Raw genomic sequence first — 18,610 nt, forward strand, 5'->3', positions numbered from 1 at the left:
AACATCAACCACGTTCTCACGGCCGTCCGTTGCGATGGAACACCGCTCTCCGGCCCGTTCGCTCCCCGGCACCGGCCGTCCACCTTTCGTAGCCAGCCGTGACGAACATGTCACGCACCGCCGCACCGGCCTCTACCGTTGAGGCATTTCGTGTCCCCCGTCCGACCGGATCCGTCAAGGAAACCCGCACCCCGTAACACCCCCGGAGAGCCGATGAACGAGATGAACGAGCTGGAACAGATCAACGTCGCGTGGGACCGGATCGAGGCGTGGCTGGGGCGGCATGCGCCCCGGACGCTGTACTCGCTGGACGACCCGGTCGACGAGGGGATTCTGCGCGAGGCGCAGCGGATGCTCGGCCTGCGGTTCACGCCCGCCATTGCGGCGTCCTTACGGCGACACGACGGGGCCTCGGCGTTCCTGCCGATGGAGCCGCCGACCTCGGACGAGGCCGTGTTCTTCCTGCCCACCGGATGCCGTCCGCTCTCCGTGGTGGAGATGATGATCGGCACGTACAAGCTGCGTTCCCTGGAGGCCGAGGACGGCGAGGGCGCCGCGATGTGGGAGCACGGATTCGCCCCGATCGCCATGGACACCACCACCAACCACTGCCACTTCATCGACTGCCGGTCGACCTACGAGACCCACGGCCGCCTCGGTACGTTCACCCCCGAATCCGGTGTCGAGTTCACCGAGCCCGGCAGCATCGGCACGCTCCTCCTCGACGCCGCCGAAGCGCTCGAGGCGGGGAAAGGGAGGCTGGTCGACCGGCACGGCCGGGAGGTCGACGAGGACGATCCGGGCGCCGTGTCGTTCAGGGAGCGCGCGCTGATCTGGGGAGAGCCCAGGCCGCCCATCCCCGACGTGATCGAGGAGCTCGACGGTCCCGGCCGGTTCGGCGGGACCGGCGGGACCGGCGTGCCGGGCGAAGCCGCCTGAGGCTCGTCGGCCGCTCCGGTTCCTCTGCCGGGTGCGCCCCGATGGGCGGCCGGTGACTGCCCTGTTCACGGATTGGCCCGAAGCCGCGTCAGCTCCGCGCATGCCTGTGGCACGTGCGGGTGGTTTCGGGCCTTCGGTGTGTTGAGCCTCGGGATCGGCGAACACGATGACCTAGGTGGTTCACATCTGAATCGCCTACGCCCACTGCCGAACCGAGGAACACGATGAAGCTTTCCCGCACTCTGTCGATGATGGCCTCAGCCACCGTTCTCGGCACGCTCGCTCTGGCCGGTCAGGCGTCACCGGCGTCCGCCGCCTCCTTCGTGGTCAGCGAGGCCCAGTTCAACCAGATGTTCCCGTCGCGGAATGCCTTCTACACGTACAGCGGTCTCACCGATGCCCTGGGCGCGTATCCGCAGTTCGCCAACTCGGGCAGTGACACCATCCGCAAGCGCGAGGCGGCGGCGTTCCTCGCCAACGTCAGCCACGAGACGGGTGGGCTGAAGTACGTCGTCGAGCAGAACACCGCCAACTACCCGCACTACTGCGACACTTCGCAGCCCTACGGCTGCCCGGCCGGCCAGGCCGCGTACTACGGGCGCGGGCCGCTCCAGTTGAGCTGGAACTTCAACTACAAGGCCGCCGGGGACGCCCTCGGTATCGACCTGCTGAACGACCCGTACAAGGTGGAGAAGGACCCGGCGGTCGCCTGGAAGACCGGGCTCTGGTTCTGGAACACGCAGTCCGGCGCCGGAACGATGACCGCGCACGACGCCATCGTGAACGACAAGGGCTTCGGCGAGACCATCCGCAGCATCAACGGCGCCCTGGAGTGCAACGGCAACAACCCGGGCCAGCGCGACGACCGGATCAACCTGTACAAGCAGTTCGCCTCCGTGCTGGGCACCGACCCGGGCGGCAACCTCTCCTGCTGAGGGGCCGCGGACAGTCCGACGAATGATTCTCCCGGTACGGGCCGGTGCCTCACGGCGCCGGTCCGTGCCGGTGTTCCCCGTGGCTTCCCGGTGGCTTCTTCGTGGTTTTCCGCTGGTCCTCCACTGGCGCCGGCACACCGGCTTTGGACAAGCTGCGGCGCATGGACCTGATGCCTCTGCTCTCCACACTGACCGGTGCCGTCATCGGTATCGCGGCCACCCTGCTCGCCGACCGGAACCGGTGGCGGCGCGAGGAGGCCAGACGGGCTCTGGACGTGCGGCGGGAGGTCTACACGGAGTACGTCTCCGCCCTCAAAGCCGCGGGTGAGGAGATACGTGCGGTCGCCCTCGGCGACCACATGTCCGAGTCGGCGCGCGATGCGGCGGTGCGGGAGGCGGTCCGCGGCACCGGCATCTACACGGTGAGCGAACGTCTGTGGCTCGTGGGGCCGCCGCAGGTCGTGGCAGCGGGGAACGAGGCGTTCCACTGCCTGCGCGCGATCCGCGACGCCTACGCCCGTGGAGTGGCTGTCGGTTCCTCCGACGCCGCACTCCTGCTGGAGCGGCGACGCACGGCCATGGCGCGCATGCGTCACCTGATGCGCGAGGACCTGGGCGTCGGCCCCCTCGGAATCGATTGACCCACCACCCCGCACCCCCTGCCTCGCTTTTGTCACATCTTTCTTCAAGAGGGTGGTGACCTTGCCGCTTCGCGCTTCTGACGACGATGAGTGTCGGCTGAGCGACTCAGGACCGTACGCGAAGTCGCCTGAAAATGAACGGTGTTCAGTGCCGCTGCGCCGACAGTACGAGCCGTGGAAGAGGGCTCGGAACGCTCCGGCCCCACTGCGCGCCGGGCCGATCCCGCCGACCACCCCCGCGGTCGGACGGCCACCGGCACCGACCGCCACAACCATGACCGCGTCCTGGACGTCATGAAGGCATGGGGGCACGACATCGGTGGCCTGGAGAACGCGGACGACGTCACAGCCCGGGAGTGCTACGCCTGACGCAGAGCGGAACACGATCCTGGTAGGCGCACGGTCACACAGGCTGCTGCTCCGAAGCCCCACCGTTCTAACGAAGGGACAAGCAGTGCCTCTCAGAGACCGTAGGGCAGCGAAAGGCATCAGCGACTTCCTGACCGACACAGTGGGAGAAGTCATCGCCGAGCTGGTCCTCAATCTGCTCGCCTGCGCCCTCCTCGGCTGTCTGGCTCTCATCGCCTACCTGAGCTGGTCCTTCAGTCCACGCTTGACCATCGCGGGGGCCGGGCTGCTCAGCCTCGTCCTCGCCCACGGTGCCTGGCAGACCTTCCGCACTCCCCCGAAGGGCCGCCGTCGGGGCCTCGCCGCCCTGACCGCCTTCGGCTTCACCGCGACCGCCGCAACGGCCCTCTTCCTGCTGTTCTACGCCACGAACTGCAACTGTCTGTGAGACCGCCCGGCTCCTTGTGCTCAGCCGGCAGGTGCAACGCCCAGCGGCCGCCCGAAGCTCATGCCCCGGGATGTCACCGCTGCTCGGCAACGCGCCCGGATGTACGGGCGGGTGTTGACGGAGGCTGTCGTCGGCGGCAGGATGACCGACTGCGTGGCCTACGCCGAACCTCCCGCGACCGTCCCCGGCACGGTCTCCCATCGGAGGCAAAGGGACCAGCGTCTCAGGCCGTTGTTGCAGCCCGATCGCCTCGGGCGTGGTTGCCGGGGAGCTGTCGCCCAAGGCGTGGAAGGCAGCGATGACAGCCCGTAGCAACTTCAAGCGCCTGGTGCGCGCCCGCGCCGCGAAGACCGGCGAGTCCTACACCTCCGCCCTCCAGCACATCCGTCCGGCCCACCCGGGTGACGTCGGGCCGGACGAGGAGGGGACCAGGAGCGTGCGGCTCGCCGTGGCGCAGACCCCCGTGCACGACGACCCCCGCGATATCGATGCGCTGCGCGAAAGCGGGCGTACGGTCCGTGCGCTGATGCGCGAGGCCGGCGTCCAGGGCGCGAGGATCGTGCATTTCCCGGAAGGAGCACTCTGCTTCCCCGACAAGCTCGTCATGTCCGTCGACGGCCCGGACGCGGTCGGTCCGGCGGACTGGGACCGGTGCCAGTGGTCGGTGCTTCGGGCGGAGCTGGCCGCTGTCGCCGAACTGGCCGGTGAGTTGCGGCTGTGGACGGTGATCGCCTCCGCGCACCGCTTGACCGGCCCGAACCGTCCGCACAACAGCCTCTACGTCATTTCCGATCGCGGCAGGGTGGTCACGCGCTACGACGAGCGCCTGCTGTCGAGGACGAAGGTCTCGTACATGTACTCACCGGGTACGTCGCCGGTGACCTTCGAGATCGACGGTGTGCGCTTCGGCTGCCTGCTCGGCATGGAGATCCACTACCCGGAGCTGTTCGCGGAGTACGAGCGGCTGAACGTCGACTGCGTGCTGTTCTCCACGAGCGGCACCCTGGGCGGCACCGCCGCGCAGGCCCAGGGCCACGCGTCGGCCAACAGCTACTGGGTCAGCCTGTCGGTACCGGTACGGGGCAGCGCCACCGCACCGTCCGGGATCGCCGCCCCCAACGGCGACTGGATCGCGCGGTGCCCCTCGGGCGACGAGCCGTCGGTGGCGGTGGTGACCCTCGACGACAGTTCCGAGGCCGCCGCCGAATCGGTGACCTACGCACGCCCCTGGCGTCGTGAGGCGCGCGCGGGCATCTATGCCGAACACCAGGTGAGCGACCCGCGCAGCGAAGACCGGACAGCGGCCTTCTAAAGCGCTCCCCGGGAAACGGCCCCGGCGGCCGGTGCGAAGCAGACCCCCGTCCTTCTTCGCACGGACCGCCGGTGGCGACCCGCGGCCCTGGTCCGGAACGAGTCCGGACCAGGGCCGACAGCGACTCTGACGCACCGGATCCTCCGCTGCCAACCCCGCTCGCGGATCAGGTGCGATGTGGGACGATACCCATCCTGACCTGCTGGGACGTTCTGTCTCAGGGTGCGATCGTGGGACGGTCCCCGCCGGCCGACACGCCATGGCTTCGTCCATGTGGCAGCGATGCCGCACTATTTACGGGCAATGGCTGGAATGTATCGGGGGGATCCGAATGCCGCGCTGGAAAGAGCTGCCTGCCGAACTGACCACCAGTGAGCATCAGCTCCTGGTCCAACTGCGCAGGTTGAAGGACCACAGCGACCTCAGCCTCGCGGCCCTCGCGGGTCGTACCAGCTACAGCCGTTCCTCGTGGGAGCGGTACCTGAACGGGAAGAAGCCCGTACCGCGCAAGGCCGTCGAGGAGTTGGCCCAGGTCTGCGGTACGGACCCGACGCGGCTCGTCGTGCTGTACGACGTGGCCGAGCGGGCCCGCGCCAAGGAGGCGGGGCGGGCGGACGAGGTCCAGGAGCCGGAGGGCCCCGAGGGCGGGGACGCGGAGCGGGAAGAGGCCCAGTCCACGGAGCCGGTTACGGAACCGGTCATGGAGCCGGTCGTGGAGCCGGTCGTGGAACCGTTGCGGGCGGGAAGCCCGCGTCGGGAGGGCCGTACGGTCCCGCTGGGCCGGGCGATCGGCGCGGCGGTCGTGGCCGTCGCGGTGGCGTTCGGGGCCGGGATGCTGGCGGGCGGCGCCCGGAGCGGGACCGGGGCGCGGGAGGCCCGCCCCGGCAGCACCGTGGCGGCCGGTGCGGGGTACCTGCGCGGCCAGACGTACCCGTGCGAGGTCCGGCGTGAGCACGGCGAGCTGCGGGCGGGGCACAGCGGCACCCGCGAGATGCTGCTCGACATCAACAGCACCGGCTTCGACGTGGTGGAGGCGCAGTGCCTGCTGCGCGAGAAGGGCTTCGACCCCGGCGCCACCGACGGGCTGTACGACGAACGGGCCAAGGGCGCGGCCAAGAAGTTCCAGCAGGCCCGCCACCTGGTCGTCGACGGGATCATCGGCCCGGACACCTGGAGAGAGCTGCGCCGATGACCGTCTCCACGGCGAGCGGGCAGTTGGCGGAGGAACTCCGTGCGATCAGGGCGCGGGCCGGGCTGAGCCTGGCCGCGCTGGCGGCCCGTACCCCGTACAGCAAATCGTCCTGGGAGCGGTACCTCAACGGGAAGAAGCCCGCGCCCCGGCAGGCGGTCGAGGCGCTGTGCGCACTCACCCGGACGCCGCCCGGCAGGATGCTGGCGCTCTGGGAGCTGGCCGACGCGGAGTGGAGCGGCCGGGCCCGTCCGGTCGCCGCGCCGAGGAACGCCCCAGCGCCCGCGAGCAGCCCGGAAGACCGGCCGGAGAAGCCGGAGGAGGAGGCGGACGAAGCACGGGTCCGGCCGGAGGACCGGCCCGAAGAATCGGAGGACCGGCCGGAGGAGGCGCCTGCCGCCCGGTCGGGTGTGCTGTGGTGGGCGGTCGCGGTGGCGGTCGTCGGAGTGGTGGCCGTGGGCGCGGCAGCGGGGGCCCTCGCCGGTGGGTCCTCCGAGGAGCCGGGCCGGTCCGGCCGGACCGTGGCTGCCACGGAACAGGCCGTCCGCAACCCGGGCTGCCGGGGCGAGAGTTGCGAGGGCAGCAACCCGGTCGCGATGGGCTGCGGCGGGGCCGGGATGGTCACCACCCTGGCCACCCACACCGCGGTCGGCGGCCGCCGTCTGGAGCTCCGTCACGCCGCCCTCTGCCATGCCGTGTGGGTGCGTACCACCGGGCTGCGGCCGGGCGACAAGGTCGAACTGTCGCTGCCGGCCGGACGCTCCCAGCAGGTCACCGCCGTGGGCGCGCGCGACTCCGGGCAGTACCTGTCGACCCCGATGGCCGCCGGTGACAGCGGGGCCGGCACCCGGATCTGCCTCACCGTGCCGGGTGGCCGCCCCGAGTGCTTCACCGGCTGAGCGGACGGACCGCCCGCCGGTACGCCGGGCCCGAAGCCCCGACGTACCGGCGTACCCATGTGCCGGTGTGCCTTCCGTCGGTCACCGCTCCCGGTGTTCGGGAGCGGTGACCCGTTCAGGTGCTCAGGTGGACATGAGGTAGACGGCGAACCGGGCGAACGCGGCCTGGGTACCGGAACCGGCGACCCCGTCGATGGCGCCCGTGTAACCCCAGTAGCCCTTCAGCCAGTTCTGCATCGCCCGGATGGTGTTGGGGCCGGGGTCGCCGTCGATCGCGTCCGTGTAGCCGTAGTTCGCCTTGAGGAAGCGCTGCATCGCCTGCCAGCTTCCGTTGCCGAGCTGGCCGTCGATGGCACCCGTGTAGCCCCAGAAGTTCCGCAGCCACATCTGGACCGCGGCGGCCGCCGAACTGTTGAGGCCCATGTTGTTCACCGCGAGCGTGGAGACGGCCGTGGTGCTCACCTTCGCCTGCGCCTGGTGCCCGGTCGCCGCGTAGCTGGTGCCCGCCGCGGCCACGCCGCCCCCGGCGATCGCGACCGCCGTGGTCATGGTGACGAACATCCGCGTCATCCTGCGCATGTCTTGTTCCCTCCCCTTGATACGGAACCGGCCCCCCGGCCGGCTCGGGAACAAGATTGCGGGGCGGGGCGGGCGGGCCGCCACGGTCGCCGGGAGACTGACGCGATCATGGGACATCCCACCCTCCGACCTGCGGGGACGGGGGATGCGGTGAGGGCGCGGTGGGACGGCGGGCCGGCCGGGGCATGCGGAAGGGGCGCGCCCGGTCACCCCGGGCGCGCCCCTCACCGACAGACCCGCCAGGCGCGCCCTAGCGGTCGTCGCGGCGGTCGCGGCGGTCGCGGAGGTCGTCCATCGCGTCGGTCGCCCGGTCGCGGCCCTGCCCCATGGTGTCCGAGGCCTGGTCGGACGCGTCCTTCATCCGCTCCTTGGCCTCGTCGCTCGTGCGGCCCTGGCCCTTGTCGTTGCCCTGACCGCTCTGCCCGGCCCGCTTCTTGGCCTCCTCGGCGAGCTGCTGCGCCTTGTCCTTGAACTGGTCTGCGATACCCATGCGGGGTCACTCCTCGTGGGTGCGTGGGGGACGGTCCATGAGGACCGCGTTCAGCCTCGCAGCCCCCGCCGGGCACCGCATGTCGATCACTTACGCTGCGTGTCCGCCGCCCGCGCGTCCTGGTCGGCGGCGCCTCCGGCGCCCACCAGCCCCTTGCTGATGCCCTCCAGCCGGGGGGCGAACTTCCGTACCTCCCGCTGTCCGACGACCCCTATCAGCGTGGGCAGGTAGCCGCGTACCGACTGCATCCCGCGCAGCCACCACTGCGCGTACACGTGCGGGGCGCGGCGCTCGATGCCCGCCACGATCCGGTCGACGGCGGGCCCCAGCGGGTACGTGCGGTTCGCCGGGAAGGGCAGCCGCTGGCGCAACTCCCGCATCACGTCGTCCTGGTCGGCGCCGCGCACCATGTCCGTGTCGGTCCAGGACAGGTAGCCGACCCCCACCTTCACGCCCCGGTAGCCGACCTCGGCGCGCAGGCAGTGCGCGAACGCCTCCACGCCCGACTTCGACGCGCAGTACGCCGTCATCATCGGGGCCGGGGTCATCGCGGCCAGCGAGGCGATCTGGAGGAAGTAGCCCCGGCTCTCCATGAGCACCGGCAGGAAGGCCCGCCCGGTCACCGCGCCGCCGATCAGGTTGACCTCGATGACCCGCCGCCAGGCGTCCGGGTCCGAGTCGACGAACGGTCCGCCCGCCGCGACCCCGGCGTTGGCGACGACGACGTCGACCTTCCCGAACCGCTCCTTGACCTCCTGGGCGACGCGCGCCATCGCCTCGTGGTCGGTGACGTCGGCGAACCAGTGGTCACTCTCCGTGTGGAGCCGCTCGGAGACCTTCTTCAGCTCGTCCGGCTCCAGGCCGACCAAGGCGACCTTGGCGCCGCGCGCCGAGAGCTTGCGGGCCAGCAGCTCCCCCACGCCCCGTGCCGCGCCGGTGACGACGACGACCTGTCCTTCGAGATTCCGCCTGCCGCTCATGCGACCTCCTCCTTCTCGGCCGTGCCGTCCGTACTGTCCGTACTGTTCGTGCCCGTGCCGGGGATGCCTGCCGGGAGGTACGCGGCGGCCAGTTCCCGGATCTTCGCGGTGACCGCCTCCGGCGCCTCCACGGGGGTCATGTGGCCCAGGCCCGTCAGTTCGGTGAGGCCCAGGCCGTCGGGGAGCGCCGCCGCGATGGCGCGGGCGTGCCCGATCGGCGTCAGCCGGTCCGCGGTGCCCGCGACCACGGCCGTGGGCACCCTCAACTCCCGTACGCCCGCGTCGAGATCGAGGTCGGCGAGGACCTTGCCCCAGGCGGATCTGGCCGCCCTCGGGCAGGCGTGCACGATCCGGGCGCAGAGGGCGACGCGCTCCGGGGCCGCTCCCGCTCCCATCGTGGCGTACTTGAGGACCCGGCGGGTAATCGGAGTGACCGGGCCGAGCGGGGCGGCGGCCGCGAGGATCGCCCGGGTGCCGGCGGTCCGGGCCCTGCCGGCCGGGAGCGGCAGCACGGTCGACGCGTCGGGCAGCCGTGAGCTGCCGGTGCTGCACAGGAGTACGGCGGCGGCGTGCTCGCGCAGCCCGTCCCGGCGGGCGGCGGCCATGATTGTCATGCCGCCCATGGAGTGCCCGGCGATCACCGCCTTGCGCCCCGGTCCGAGGGTGGCGGCGAGCACGGCTTCGAGGTCGTCGGCAAGGGCGTCGGTGCTGTATCCGCCGGGGGCGGCGGCCGGGGAGCCGCCGTGGCCGCGCTGGTCGTAGGCGACGACCCGGTGGTCCGGCGCGAGGGCCCTGATCTGCGCGTCCCAGAAGCGGGTGCTGCACGTCCAGCCGTGCGCGAGGACCACGGTGGGGGCGTCCTGCGGCCCGTGCACCTCGACGTGGAGGCGGGCGCCGTCGGCGGAGCGCACGGTCAGCTCGCGCTCCGGTACGGGCGGGGCGCCGACGCGTCGCAGCAGCCGGCTCATCCCACGACCTCCTCGGCGCGCGGGGCCTCCTCCGTACCGGCGGCGGGCTCCTGCTTCGGGGGGCGTACGACCTGGTACTCCGCGAGGTCGACCGTGCGGGTGGCGCGGCGGAAGTCGGCGGTGGTGCCGGGCCAGACGGTGGTGTTGCGGCCGTTGGCGTCCAGGTACCAGCTGTCGCAGCCGCCGGTGTTCCAGACGGTGCGCCGCATCCGGTCCTGCACCCGGCGGTTCCAGGCGCCGAGCGCGGAGGGGCGGGCGTCGAGGGCGACCCGGCCGCCGAGCACGTCCAACTGGCGTACGTAGTCGGCGAGATAGTTGAGCTGGGACTCGATCATCAGGATCATCGAGGAGTTCCCGAGCCCGGTGTTCGGGCCGATGATCGAGAGCCAGTTGGGGAAGCCGGAGACGGTCGCGCCGCGCAGCGACTGCACCCCGTCCTTCCAGTGCTCGGCGAGGGTGATGCCCTCGGCGCCCACCACGCGCTCGGCGATCGGCATGTCCGTGACGTGGAAGCCGGTGCCGAAGATGATGACGTCGGCCTCGGTCTCCGTGCCGTCGGAGGCGACGAGGGTGGAACCGCGCACCTCGGTGAGGCCGGCGGCGACCACGTCCGCGTTGGGTTGCGCGAGCGCCGGATAGTACGTGTTGGAGAGCAGGATGCGCTTGCAGCCGATGCGGTACGAGGGGGTGAGCTTGGCCCGCAGCGCCGGGTCCTTGATCGCCCGCGCCATGTTGCCCTTGGCTATCCTCTCGACCAGGCCCAGCTCGTTCGGGTGCTTGGTGAAGGCTCCGACCTGCAACTCCCGGATGCCCCAGAGCAGTCCGCGGCGGGCGGTGCCGGTGACCGGCAGGGTGCGGTGCAGCCAGCGCTCGACGCCGCTGATCCTCCGGTCCATGCGCGGCATGACCCAGGGCGGGGTGCGCTGGAAGAGGGTGAGGCGGCCGACCTTCGGCTGGATCGCGGGGACGATCTGGATGGCGGAGGCGCCGGTGCCGACGACGGCGACGCGCTTGCCGGTCAGATCGGTTCCGTGGTCCCAGCGGGCCGAGTGGAAGACCTTGCCGGGGAAGTCAGCGAGGCCTGGTATGTCCGGCATCTTCGGGTCGGAGAGCGGTCCGCAGGCGGAGACCACGAGGTCGGCGGTGAGGGTGGTCCCGTTGGCCGTCTCGATGACCCAGCGCAGTTCCGTACCGTCCCAGCGCATGACGGTGACCTCGTGGCCGAGCCGGATGTGCGGGCGCAGCCCGAAGGTGTCCGCGACGTGCTCCAGGTACGCGCGGATGTGCCGCTGCCCGGAGAAGGTGCGCGGCCAGTCGGGGTTGGGCGCGAAGGAGAACGAGTAGAGGTGGGACGGGACGTCGCAGGCGCAGCCCGGATAGCTGTTGTCGCGCCAGGTGCCGCCGACCGAATCGGCGCGTTCCAGGACGACGAAGTCCGTGATGCCTTCGCGGCGCAGCCGGACCGCGGCCCCCAAACCCCCGAATCCGGATCCGATCACCGCCACCCGTACGTGCTCGTGCTGGGCCATGCTGCCGCCTCCTGCGGTACGTCACACGACTCTGCCAGCAATCACTGGCAATATCGGGAGCGTAGAGCAGCTCCGTACCGATGGGTAGGGGTACGACGGGGGAAAGTTACCGGCGGTACAACATAGGGTGCGGGTGTGGCCGAAGGACGCGAGAGGCGCGACGAGCAGCGTGAGTACCGCATGGCGGAGCTGGCCGAGAAGGCCGGGATCCCCGTGCGGACCGTGCGCTTCTACCGGGAGCGCGGGCTGATCTCGCCGCCCCGCCGCGAGGGGCGCATCGCCTGGTACGACGACCGGCACCTGGCCCGGCTCCGCACGATCACGGGCCTGCTGGAGCGCGGCCACACCCTCACCGGGATCGCCGATCTGGCCCGCACCTTCGAGAGCGGCCGGGACGTCGCCGAGGTGCTGGGGCTGGGCGAGCCCACCGAGGAGACCCCGGTCCGCCTCACGCCCGAGCAGCTCGCGGACTACTTCGAGGGCGAGACCACCACCGAGAACCTGGCCACCGCGCTCGACCTCGGCTACCTCGCCACCGACGGCGACGAGATCGTCCACATCAGCCGCCGCCTGCTGGACGTGTCGTCCGAGCTGGTACGGGAGGGCGTCCCGCTGGCCACGGTGCTGGCGGCCGGGCGCCGGGTCCGCGCGCACGCGGACGCGCTCGCGGAACTCTTCGTGAACGTCCTGCGGGAGCACACCGACGACCCCGAGCCGCCCCAGCTCCGCCCGCTGGCCCGCGCGGTGGTGGACGCCGAACTGTCCATGGCCCTCGACCGCCGCCTGCGCAAGGAGCCGCCGCGGAAGCCGGACGAACCGTCCGGGGGGCCCGGGGAGCCCGCCTGACGGTCGGCGGCACATGGCCCGGGCCGAGGTCTTCCGCGATCGCACGCCGGAATGCTGCCCGCCCCGAACCGCCCGGTACGCCCTCCCGTTCGCACGATCTCCCGTTCGACCGCCCCACCGTACGAGGCGGCGGGGAACGGTGGATCAGAGCGCTTCGACGTCGTGGGTCCACGGTGCGGCGTTCCAGGAAGTGCCGGATGCGCAGCCGTTGCGTGTGGTGCGTGGGGAGCGGGTCGATCTCCCCGGGCGCCACGAATCGCAGTTCCGCGCTCTCCCCCGAGATGCCCAGGACGCCGCCGACGACCCGTGCGACAAAGCAGGCGTTGAACTGCCGGCGCACCTCTCCGTCGCCGTACGCGCGTTCGGGTCGTCGTCGTACGCGGTTCGGGCCATGCCCCTCACCGTTCCACGGGACGGGCCGTTTCCCACACGGCGTCGAAGCGCCCCGCCCCGCGAGGTGCGATGCGTGCAGCACCCGGCAGCGCGGCCGGACGGGGCCGCCGGCCGCCGTCGGCTACTTCTCGTAGACCGCCGTCACCGGCGCGTGGTCGCTCCAGCGCTCGGCGTGGGTCGCGGCGCGCTCGACGTACGCCTTCACGCACCGCCCGGCCAGGCCCGGCGTCGCCACCTGGTAGTCGATCCGCCAGCCGGTGTCGTTGTCGAAGGCCCGGCCCCGGTAGGACCACCAGGAGTACGGGCCCTCCTGGTCGGGGTGGAGGGCGCGTACGACGTCGACGTAGGCGGCCTCGTCGAAGACGCGGGTCAGCCAGGCGCGCTCCTCGGGGAGGAAGCCGGAGTTCTTCTTGTTGCCGCGCCAGTTCTTCAGGTCGGCCTCCTGGTGGGCGATGTTCCAGTCGCCGCAGACCAGCACCTCGCGGCCATCGGCCGCCGCCCGCTCCTTCAGGCCCACCAGGTACGGGAGGAACGCGGCCATGAACCGCTCCTTCTCCTCCTGCTTCTCCGTGCCCACCTCGCCGGACGGCAGGTACAGGCTGGCGACCGTCACGCCCGGCAGGTCGATCTCGGCGTAGCGACCGCTGGTGTCGAACTCGTCACTCCCGTCGATCCCGAAGCCGCCGAACCCGATCTGCACCCGCTCCGGCGCACGCCGGGTGTAGAGGGAGACCCCGGCCCGGCCCTTCGCGGCGGCCGGTGCGTGGACGGTGTGCCAGCCCTCCGGGTCCCGTACCTCCTCGGGCAGCTGGTGCGGCTCGGCCCGCACCTCCTGGAGGCAGATCACATCGGCCTCGGTCCGGGCCAGCCACTCGACGAAGCCCTTCTTCGCGGCGGCGCGGAGCCCGTTCACATTGGCAGTGGACACAGTGAGCATTCACCCGACGATACCGAAGCCGGGCATCGGACGCGTAACGCCACAGGGCGCGCATGGGCGCGGGGCGTCAGGCGGGCAGGACGAGACGGAAGGCGGTGTGCCCGGGACGGCTGGTGACAGTGGCGGTTCCGCCGTGGGCGGTGAGGACGGCGTGCACGATGGCGAGGCCCAGACCGGTGCTTCCGGTGCTCCGGGAGCGGGTGTGGTCGGCCCGGACGAACCGTCCGAACACCTCGGGCTGGACCTCTTCGGGGATGCCCGGCCCGTTGTCGCTGACGGTCACGCGGACGTGCTCGCCGCCCGTGGCGAGGGCGACGGTCACGCCGGTGCCGGGCGGGGTGTGGGTGCGGGCGTTGGCGAGGAGGTTGCCGATGGCCTGCTGGAGGCGGTGGGCGTCACCGGTCACGGTGACGGGTTCCTCCGGGAGGTCCAGGAACCAGCGGTGGCCGGGACCGGCGGCGCGGGCGTCGTCCGTCGCGTCGAGGATCAGCAGGGTCAGGTCGACGGGCTCGTGCTCAAGAGGGCGTCCGGCGTCCAGGCGAGCCAGCAACAACAGGTCGTCGACGAGCCTGGTCATCCGCCGCGACTCGCCGTCGATGCGCTCCAGGGCGTGGCGGACCTCCCCGGGGACGGCGGAGTGGTGGCGCAGGGCGAGCTCCGCGTGGCCACGGATGTTGGCGACGGGGGTGCGCAGTTCGTGGCTGGCGTCGGCGGCGAAGTGCCGAAGCCGTTCCTCACCGGCCTGGCGGCGGACGAGGGCGTCCTCGACATGGCCGAGCATGTGGTTGAAGGCGGTGCCGACCCGCCCCACCTCGGTGCGCGGGTCGGTGTCGGAGAGCGGTCCGGGCATGGCGACCTCGCCCCCGGCGAGCGGCAGCCCGGCCACTTCCACCGCGCGGGCGGTGACGTTCTGGAGGGGGCGCAGGGAGATCCGCACCCAGAGCGCCCCGGCGAGGCCGGTGGCCACGAGCGCGGCGCCGAACAGGGCGGCCTCCACCGCTTCGAGGCGGTGGACGGTCTCCTCGACCGGACGCAGGGGCAGCCCGGTGACGAGAACGTCCCGGTCGTCGCCCCGGACGGCGGTGACACGGTAGGCCCCCCGGGTGGAGAGCCGGACGCTGTGCCCGTTCCCGTCGACCGGGATGCCCGCCAGGGCACGGCGGTCCCGGGAGGTGAGCCGGGCGGGACGGTCGGTGGCGCCGTCGACGACCGCGGCGCGGGTGACGGTCCCGTCCAGGAGGCGGGCGCCGAAGGTCGATTCGGCCTGGCCGCGGATGTCGGGGCGGTTGTCGGCGTCGGGCCTGGCCTCGTGTTCCAGACTGGCGGCGAACCGGCCGTCGGAAGCGGCGAGCTGGTCGTCCAGACGCCCCACGAGAAAACCTCGCAGCGCCAGGGCGGTGGTGACGCCGACGGCGAGGCAGGCCAGACCGAGCAGGGCGACGAGCCCCGCGGTGAGCTGGCCGCGCAGGGTACGGGGCAGCAGGCGCCTCACGGAGCGTCCGGCTTGAGGACGTAACCGACACCACGCACCGTGTGGATCATCGGAGTGCGTCCGGCGTCGATCTTCTTGCGCAGATAGCTGATGTAGAGCTCGACGACATGGGCGCGGCCGCCGAAGTCGTAGGCCCAGACCCGGTCGAGGATCTGCGCCTTGGACAGGACCCTGCGCGGGTTGCGCATGAGGAAACGGAGCAGTTCGAACTCGGTGCGGGACAGCTCGACGACGGACTCGCCGCGTCTGACCTCCCTGGCGTCCTCGTCCATCGTGAGGTCCCCGACGGTGAGCTGGTTCGTTCCCCGCTCGGCGGCCATACCGGCACGCCGCAGGAGTCCGCGGAGCCGGGCGAGGACCTCTTCGAGGCTGTAGGGCTTGGTGACGTAGTCGTCGCCGCCCGCCGTGATGCCCGCGACCCGGTCCTCGACGGCGTCGCGAGCGGTCAGGAAGAGCACGCACACGCCCGGCTCCTCGCGGCGCAGGGCCCGCAGGACCTGCAGCCCGTTCAGGTCCGGCAGCATCCGGTCCAGGACCACCGCATCGGGGCGGAAGTCACGGGCGGCGGCGAGCGCGGTCGCGCCGTCGGCGGCGGTACGGACCTGCCAGCCCTCGCCGGCCATCGCCCCGGCCAGGACGTCGGTGACGTCGGGTTCGTCGTCGACGACGAGGACCCGCACGGGTTCTCCGTCGGGGCGGTGCAGAAGTGATGTCGTACGCGGCTCGTCCATGGTCCCGCCAGCATGCCTCGGCGCGGGCCCCGGCGGGGTGGGCCGTACTTCTGGGTTCCCTCTGAGTTCCCCCGGGCCCCGGGGCCCCTCGGGCCCGGGGGACCGGGTTCAGAGCATTCACAGAGGTCCGGCTGTGAGAGTGGCCACCGTTGCCGGGGCACGCCCCGCCCGCAACCCCCATGACCAGCGCGTTCGCCATCACCGCGTGGCCCGCCCCGCGTCGGACGCCAACCTCGAAGGAGCCCTGTGGGACTCGATCTGATCAACGGCGTCCCGGCACACGTGCTGCTCGTGCACGTCGTCGTGGTCCTGGTACCCCTCACCGCCCTCGCCCTGATCCTGTGCGCCGCGCTCCCGTCGGTCATGCGCCGTTTCGGGGCGGCGCTGCCCGTCCTCGCCCTGATGTCCCTGGCCGCCGTCCCGCTGACGACGGACGCCGGCGAGTGGCTGGAGCGGCACGTGGACGGTGACCCGCTGGTCCGCCGGCACGCCGAGCTCGGCGACGGGCTGCTGCCGTGGGCCGTCGGGCTCTTCCTGATGTCCGCGGCGGTGTGGTGGTTCCACCGCCGCGCCGCCCACCGGACCCCCGACGCGGCCGGACCGGCGGGCACGGCGGGTGTTCCGCTGCGCGTCGCCGCCACGGTGCTCGCCCTCGCCGTCGGAGTCGGCGCGGGCGTGCAGGTGTACCGGATCGGCGACTCCGGCGCCAAGGCCGCCTGGCACGACGGTTACACCGCCACCTCCCACTCCGACCGCGGCTGACCGCTGCCGCCGGACCTCAGACGCCGGACGCGTAGCGCCAGAAGGCGCGCATCGGGGCGGGCGGGGCCGGGTCGGTCATCGCGAGCTGGGTCAGCAGGACGGCGACCGTGCCGGTGGCGGGGGTGAGGTGGGCCGTCGTGCCCGTGCCGCCGACCCAGCCGTAGCGACCCGGTACGTTCCAGGGCTCGATGGGGCGTACGTCGACCGAGCCGCCGTAGCCCCAGCCCTGGCCCTCCAGGAACGGCGCGGCGGCCTCGCGCTGGGCGGCGGTGAGGTGGTCGGTGGTCATCAGCCGCACCGACTCGGCGGACAGCAGCCGGCGCCCGGCCTTCTCCGCGTGCCCCCGGGCGAGCAGCATCCGGGCGAAGGCGTGCCAGTCGTCGGCCGTCGAGACCAGCCCGGCCGCGCCGGAGGGGAACGCGGGCGGGGTGCTCCACTGGCCGTCGGGGGCGTCGAGCAGCCGGAGGCCGCCGTCGGCGTCCGGGTCGGGGGCGTAGTGGCCGGTGAACCGGTCCAGCTTCCCGGGCGGTACGGAGAAACCGGTGTCGGCCATGCCCAGCGGGGCGAACAGCCGCTCCGCCAGGAATTCCGGCAGCGGCCGGCCCGCGACCCGGGCGATCAGCACGCCGAGGATGTCGGAGCAGGTGTTGTAGAGCCATGCCTCGCCCGGCTGGCGGAGCAGCGGGAGGCGGGAGAGCGCGGCCATCCAGGTGTCCGGGTCCGGGACGTGCCCCGGTTGCGGCGGGCCCTGCCGCAGCTCGTCGAGGAGCGCCCGGACGGCGGGGAGCGAGAAGTCCGGTGCGAAGCCGTACCCGGCCCGGGAGGCGAGTACGTCGGCCACGGTGATGGCCCGGTCGGCGGGCACCACGTCGTCGAGCGGGGAGGCCGGTGTGCGGACCACCCGTGGTTCGGCCAGCTCCGGCAGCCACTGGCGTACCGGCTCCTCCAGGGCGATCCGGCCCTCCTCGATCAGCAGCAGGGCGGCCGCGGCGGTCACGGGCTTGGTGAGGGAGGCGATCCGGAAGAGGGTGTCCCGGGCCATCGGGACCGGGGCCGTGCCCGTGCCGTCCTCGCCGCCCTCCCCGCCCGCCGTGGCGGTGCCGACCGCCGCCACCTCGACCCGGTCGCCCCGGGCCACCAGGCCAACGGCGCCGGGGGCCGCCCCGTTCGCGTGTCCGGGGCCGGTCGTCCTCGTCAGGAGCGCGCGCAGATCGTTCATCGGTCCACCTTCCCGTTGTCGCGTCCGGAAGGTGGACCGCCACACCGGCCCGGACTCATCGGTCCGGGCCCGGCACTCCGGTCAGCGGACCCGGCCCACGCCCGCGTAGAAGCCGCTGCGCTCCTGGACCGGCGCGGGCTCCTCCCGGTACCACTCCGTGGCGAAGACCAGGCCGGGCTCGACCAGTTCCAGCCCCTCGAAGAACGGCTCGACCTCGCTCCGGGTCCGCATCCGCAGCGAGATCTCCCCCTTCCGGTACGCCTCCTCGGTGGCCGCCCTCAGCTCCGGGTGCTGGTCGGCCGTGCCGTGCGAGAGCACCAGGTAACTGCCCCGGGGCAGGGCGTCGACGAGGGTGCGGGCGAGGCCGTAGGGGTCCTGGTCGTCCGGCAGGAAGTGCATCAGCGCGATGAGCGAGAGGGCGATCGGCCGGTCGAAGTCGAGCAGCGCGCGGGCGTGTTCGAGGATCGTCTCCGGCCGGCGCACATCGGCGTGGATGTAGTCGGTGACGCCCTCCGGCGTGCTGATCAGCAGCGCCTCCGCGTGGCGCAGCACGATCGGGTCGTTGTCCGCGTAGACGATCCGGGCGGTGGGTGTGATCGCCTGGACGACCTGGTGGAGATTGGGCTCGGTGGGGATGCCGGTGCCGATGTCGAGGAACTGGTCGACGCCGTTGCGGGCCAGCCAGGCGGAGGCCCGGTGCATGAAGGCCCGGTTGCGCGCCGCGTTGCCGCGCGCCTCCTCGGGCAGCTTCTCGGCCACCTCCTGGTCGACGGGGTAGTTGTCCTTGCCGCCCAGCAGCCAGTCGTAGACGCGGGCGGGGTGGGGCTTGCTGGTGTCGATCCGGGGCTCGGGCATGTCGACCGGCACGGGGCGCCTCCTTTGGGCTTGCTCACTCGTGCGAACGCGCCCAGCGTAGGTGACGCGATTCCGCCGGAATACGGCAGGGTTCGTATGATCATCTGTCCGGCATCTC

The 18,610-nt window shown here is 72.1% G+C and carries 20 protein-coding genes and 1 pseudogene; 10 read left to right on the forward strand and 11 right to left on the reverse strand.

The genetic code is table 11. From position 1 onward, the window contains the following. Positions 1 to 213 precede the first annotated feature (213 nt). The 8 genes from ACIQGQ_RS12010 (at position 214) to ACIQGQ_RS12045 (ending at position 6,711) form a co-directional block, all read left to right on the forward strand. On the forward strand, positions 214 to 939 hold the full coding sequence (locus tag ACIQGQ_RS12010) for a hypothetical protein (protein ID WP_402393931.1): 726 nt from the start codon (positions 214 to 216) through the stop codon (positions 937 to 939). A gap of 224 nt (positions 940 to 1,163) precedes the next feature. Next, positions 1,164 to 1,874 (forward strand): chitinase, encoded by a 711-nt coding sequence (locus ACIQGQ_RS12015; protein ID WP_402393934.1) that lies wholly within the window; start codon positions 1,164 to 1,166, stop codon positions 1,872 to 1,874. A 161-nt stretch (positions 1,875 to 2,035) separates the two neighbouring features. Next, a complete protein-coding gene (locus ACIQGQ_RS12020; RefSeq protein ID WP_402393936.1) occupies positions 2,036 to 2,515 on the forward strand; it encodes a hypothetical protein in 480 nt (159 codons plus the stop codon). 174 nt (positions 2,516 to 2,689) lie between these two features. Continuing rightward, complete coding sequence (locus tag ACIQGQ_RS12025) at positions 2,690 to 2,884, forward strand: hypothetical protein (protein ID WP_402393939.1); 195 nt, start codon at positions 2,690 to 2,692, stop codon at positions 2,882 to 2,884. Between the two features lie 85 nt (positions 2,885 to 2,969). Beyond that, positions 2,970 to 3,311 carry a lysine transporter LysE gene (locus tag ACIQGQ_RS12030; protein WP_402393941.1) on the forward strand — a complete coding sequence of 114 codons (342 nt, stop codon included), beginning with the start codon at positions 2,970 to 2,972 and terminating at the stop codon, positions 3,309 to 3,311. A gap of 298 nt (positions 3,312 to 3,609) precedes the next feature. Beyond that, the gene (locus ACIQGQ_RS12035; protein WP_402393944.1) at positions 3,610 to 4,623 is read left to right on the forward strand and encodes a carbon-nitrogen hydrolase family protein; all 1,014 of its coding nucleotides are present in this window, start codon (positions 3,610 to 3,612) and stop codon (positions 4,621 to 4,623) included. Between the two features lie 331 nt (positions 4,624 to 4,954). Beyond that, positions 4,955 to 5,815, forward strand: a complete 861-nt coding sequence (locus tag ACIQGQ_RS12040; protein ID WP_402393946.1) for a helix-turn-helix domain-containing protein — start codon at positions 4,955 to 4,957, stop codon at positions 5,813 to 5,815. Next, positions 5,812 to 6,711 carry a helix-turn-helix domain-containing protein gene (locus ACIQGQ_RS12045; protein WP_402393949.1) on the forward strand — a complete coding sequence of 300 codons (900 nt, stop codon included), beginning with the start codon at positions 5,812 to 5,814 and terminating at the stop codon, positions 6,709 to 6,711. Before ACIQGQ_RS12040 ends, ACIQGQ_RS12045 begins: the two co-directional genes overlap by 4 nt. A gap of 123 nt (positions 6,712 to 6,834) precedes the next feature. On the opposite strand, the gene ACIQGQ_RS12050 is transcribed toward ACIQGQ_RS12045, so the two are convergent. From ACIQGQ_RS12050 to ACIQGQ_RS12070, 5 genes are all read right to left on the reverse strand, one after another. Further along, positions 6,835 to 7,290: a peptidoglycan-binding domain-containing protein gene (locus ACIQGQ_RS12050; protein ID WP_402393952.1), complete on the reverse strand. Its 456-nt coding sequence runs from the start codon at positions 7,288 to 7,290 to the stop codon at positions 6,835 to 6,837. Positions 7,291 to 7,540: 250 nt separating this feature from the next. Next, on the reverse strand, positions 7,541 to 7,780 hold the full coding sequence (locus ACIQGQ_RS12055) for a hypothetical protein (RefSeq protein WP_402393954.1): 240 nt from the start codon (positions 7,778 to 7,780) through the stop codon (positions 7,541 to 7,543). A gap of 86 nt (positions 7,781 to 7,866) precedes the next feature. Further along, positions 7,867 to 8,760 (reverse strand): SDR family oxidoreductase, encoded by an 894-nt coding sequence (locus ACIQGQ_RS12060; protein ID WP_402393957.1) that lies wholly within the window; start codon positions 8,758 to 8,760, stop codon positions 7,867 to 7,869. Further along, complete coding sequence (locus ACIQGQ_RS12065; protein ID WP_402393960.1) at positions 8,757 to 9,728, reverse strand: alpha/beta fold hydrolase; 972 nt, start codon at positions 9,726 to 9,728, stop codon at positions 8,757 to 8,759. Before ACIQGQ_RS12065 ends, ACIQGQ_RS12060 begins: the two co-directional genes overlap by 4 nt. Beyond that, a complete protein-coding gene (locus ACIQGQ_RS12070) occupies positions 9,725 to 11,257 on the reverse strand; it encodes a flavin-containing monooxygenase (protein ID WP_402393963.1) in 1,533 nt (510 codons plus the stop codon). Before ACIQGQ_RS12070 ends, ACIQGQ_RS12065 begins: the two co-directional genes overlap by 4 nt. Positions 11,258 to 11,437: 180 nt before the next feature. On the opposite strand from ACIQGQ_RS12070, the gene ACIQGQ_RS12075 reads away from it, so the two are divergent. After that, positions 11,438 to 12,103: a MerR family transcriptional regulator gene (locus ACIQGQ_RS12075; protein ID WP_402394809.1), complete on the forward strand. Its 666-nt coding sequence runs from the start codon at positions 11,438 to 11,440 to the stop codon at positions 12,101 to 12,103. 175 nt (positions 12,104 to 12,278) lie between these two features. Here ACIQGQ_RS12075 and ACIQGQ_RS12080 read toward each other — a convergent pair. The 4 genes and pseudogenes from ACIQGQ_RS12080 to ACIQGQ_RS12095 form a co-directional block, all read right to left on the reverse strand. Further along, positions 12,279 to 12,461, reverse strand: a pseudogene (locus tag ACIQGQ_RS12080) (DNA mismatch repair protein MutT); the annotation flags it as partial. 156 nt (positions 12,462 to 12,617) lie between these two features. Continuing rightward, positions 12,618 to 13,433: an exodeoxyribonuclease III gene (locus ACIQGQ_RS12085; RefSeq protein WP_402393966.1), complete on the reverse strand. Its 816-nt coding sequence runs from the start codon at positions 13,431 to 13,433 to the stop codon at positions 12,618 to 12,620. A 67-nt stretch (positions 13,434 to 13,500) separates the two neighbouring features. Then, on the reverse strand, positions 13,501 to 14,925 hold the full coding sequence (locus ACIQGQ_RS12090) for a sensor histidine kinase (RefSeq protein WP_402393969.1): 1,425 nt from the start codon (positions 14,923 to 14,925) through the stop codon (positions 13,501 to 13,503). Beyond that, entirely contained in the window at positions 14,922 to 15,656 is a 735-nt protein-coding gene (locus ACIQGQ_RS12095; RefSeq protein ID WP_402393972.1) for a response regulator transcription factor, read from the reverse strand. The genes ACIQGQ_RS12090 and ACIQGQ_RS12095 overlap by 4 nt, the downstream gene beginning before the upstream one ends. 246 nt (positions 15,657 to 15,902) lie before the next feature. On the opposite strand from ACIQGQ_RS12095, the gene ACIQGQ_RS12100 reads away from it, so the two are divergent. Beyond that, the gene (locus ACIQGQ_RS12100) at positions 15,903 to 16,418 is read left to right on the forward strand and encodes a DUF2231 domain-containing protein (RefSeq protein ID WP_402393975.1); all 516 of its coding nucleotides are present in this window, start codon (positions 15,903 to 15,905) and stop codon (positions 16,416 to 16,418) included. Positions 16,419 to 16,434: 16 nt separating this feature from the next. Here ACIQGQ_RS12100 and ACIQGQ_RS12105 read toward each other — a convergent pair whose 3' ends face one another. Continuing rightward, complete coding sequence (locus tag ACIQGQ_RS12105; protein ID WP_402393977.1) at positions 16,435 to 17,637, reverse strand: serine hydrolase domain-containing protein; 1,203 nt, start codon at positions 17,635 to 17,637, stop codon at positions 16,435 to 16,437. A gap of 81 nt (positions 17,638 to 17,718) precedes the next feature. After that, the gene (locus ACIQGQ_RS12110; RefSeq protein WP_402394812.1) at positions 17,719 to 18,492 is read right to left on the reverse strand and encodes an SAM-dependent methyltransferase; all 774 of its coding nucleotides are present in this window, start codon (positions 18,490 to 18,492) and stop codon (positions 17,719 to 17,721) included. Between the last annotated feature and the right edge of the window lie 118 nt (positions 18,493 to 18,610).

It is taken from the genome of Streptomyces sp. NPDC092952, assembly GCF_044754785.1.
Lineage (GTDB): Bacteria > Actinomycetota > Actinomycetes > Streptomycetales > Streptomycetaceae > Streptomyces.

Excerpts from the sequence above, each read along its gene's own strand:
- ACIQGQ_RS12065 (WP_402393960.1), bottom strand. The coding sequence starts at position 9,728 with ATGAGCCGGCTGCTGCGACGCGTCGGCGCCCCGCCCGTACCGGAGCGC.
- ACIQGQ_RS12110 (WP_402394812.1), bottom strand. The coding sequence starts at position 18,492 with ATGCCCGAGCCCCGGATCGACACCAGCAAGCCCCACCCCGCCCGCGTC.
- ACIQGQ_RS12010 (WP_402393931.1), top strand. The coding sequence starts at position 214 with ATGAACGAGATGAACGAGCTGGAACAGATCAACGTCGCGTGGGACCGG.
- ACIQGQ_RS12060 (WP_402393957.1), bottom strand. The coding sequence starts at position 8,760 with ATGAGCGGCAGGCGGAATCTCGAAGGACAGGTCGTCGTCGTCACCGGC.
- ACIQGQ_RS12045 (WP_402393949.1), top strand. The coding sequence starts at position 5,812 with ATGACCGTCTCCACGGCGAGCGGGCAGTTGGCGGAGGAACTCCGTGCG.
- ACIQGQ_RS12035 (WP_402393944.1), top strand. The coding sequence starts at position 3,610 with ATGACAGCCCGTAGCAACTTCAAGCGCCTGGTGCGCGCCCGCGCCGCG.
- ACIQGQ_RS12040 (WP_402393946.1), top strand. The coding sequence starts at position 4,955 with ATGCCGCGCTGGAAAGAGCTGCCTGCCGAACTGACCACCAGTGAGCAT.
- ACIQGQ_RS12105 (WP_402393977.1), bottom strand. The coding sequence starts at position 17,637 with ATGAACGATCTGCGCGCGCTCCTGACGAGGACGACCGGCCCCGGACAC.
- ACIQGQ_RS12020 (WP_402393936.1), top strand. The coding sequence starts at position 2,036 with ATGGACCTGATGCCTCTGCTCTCCACACTGACCGGTGCCGTCATCGGT.
- ACIQGQ_RS12050 (WP_402393952.1), bottom strand. The coding sequence starts at position 7,290 with ATGCGCAGGATGACGCGGATGTTCGTCACCATGACCACGGCGGTCGCG.
- ACIQGQ_RS12055 (WP_402393954.1), bottom strand. The coding sequence starts at position 7,780 with ATGGGTATCGCAGACCAGTTCAAGGACAAGGCGCAGCAGCTCGCCGAG.
- ACIQGQ_RS12095 (WP_402393972.1), bottom strand. The coding sequence starts at position 15,656 with ATGGACGAGCCGCGTACGACATCACTTCTGCACCGCCCCGACGGAGAA.
- ACIQGQ_RS12015 (WP_402393934.1), top strand. The coding sequence starts at position 1,164 with ATGAAGCTTTCCCGCACTCTGTCGATGATGGCCTCAGCCACCGTTCTC.
- ACIQGQ_RS12085 (WP_402393966.1), bottom strand. The coding sequence starts at position 13,433 with ATGCTCACTGTGTCCACTGCCAATGTGAACGGGCTCCGCGCCGCCGCG.
- ACIQGQ_RS12070 (WP_402393963.1), bottom strand. The coding sequence starts at position 11,257 with ATGGCCCAGCACGAGCACGTACGGGTGGCGGTGATCGGATCCGGATTC.
- ACIQGQ_RS12075 (WP_402394809.1), top strand. The coding sequence starts at position 11,438 with ATGGCGGAGCTGGCCGAGAAGGCCGGGATCCCCGTGCGGACCGTGCGC.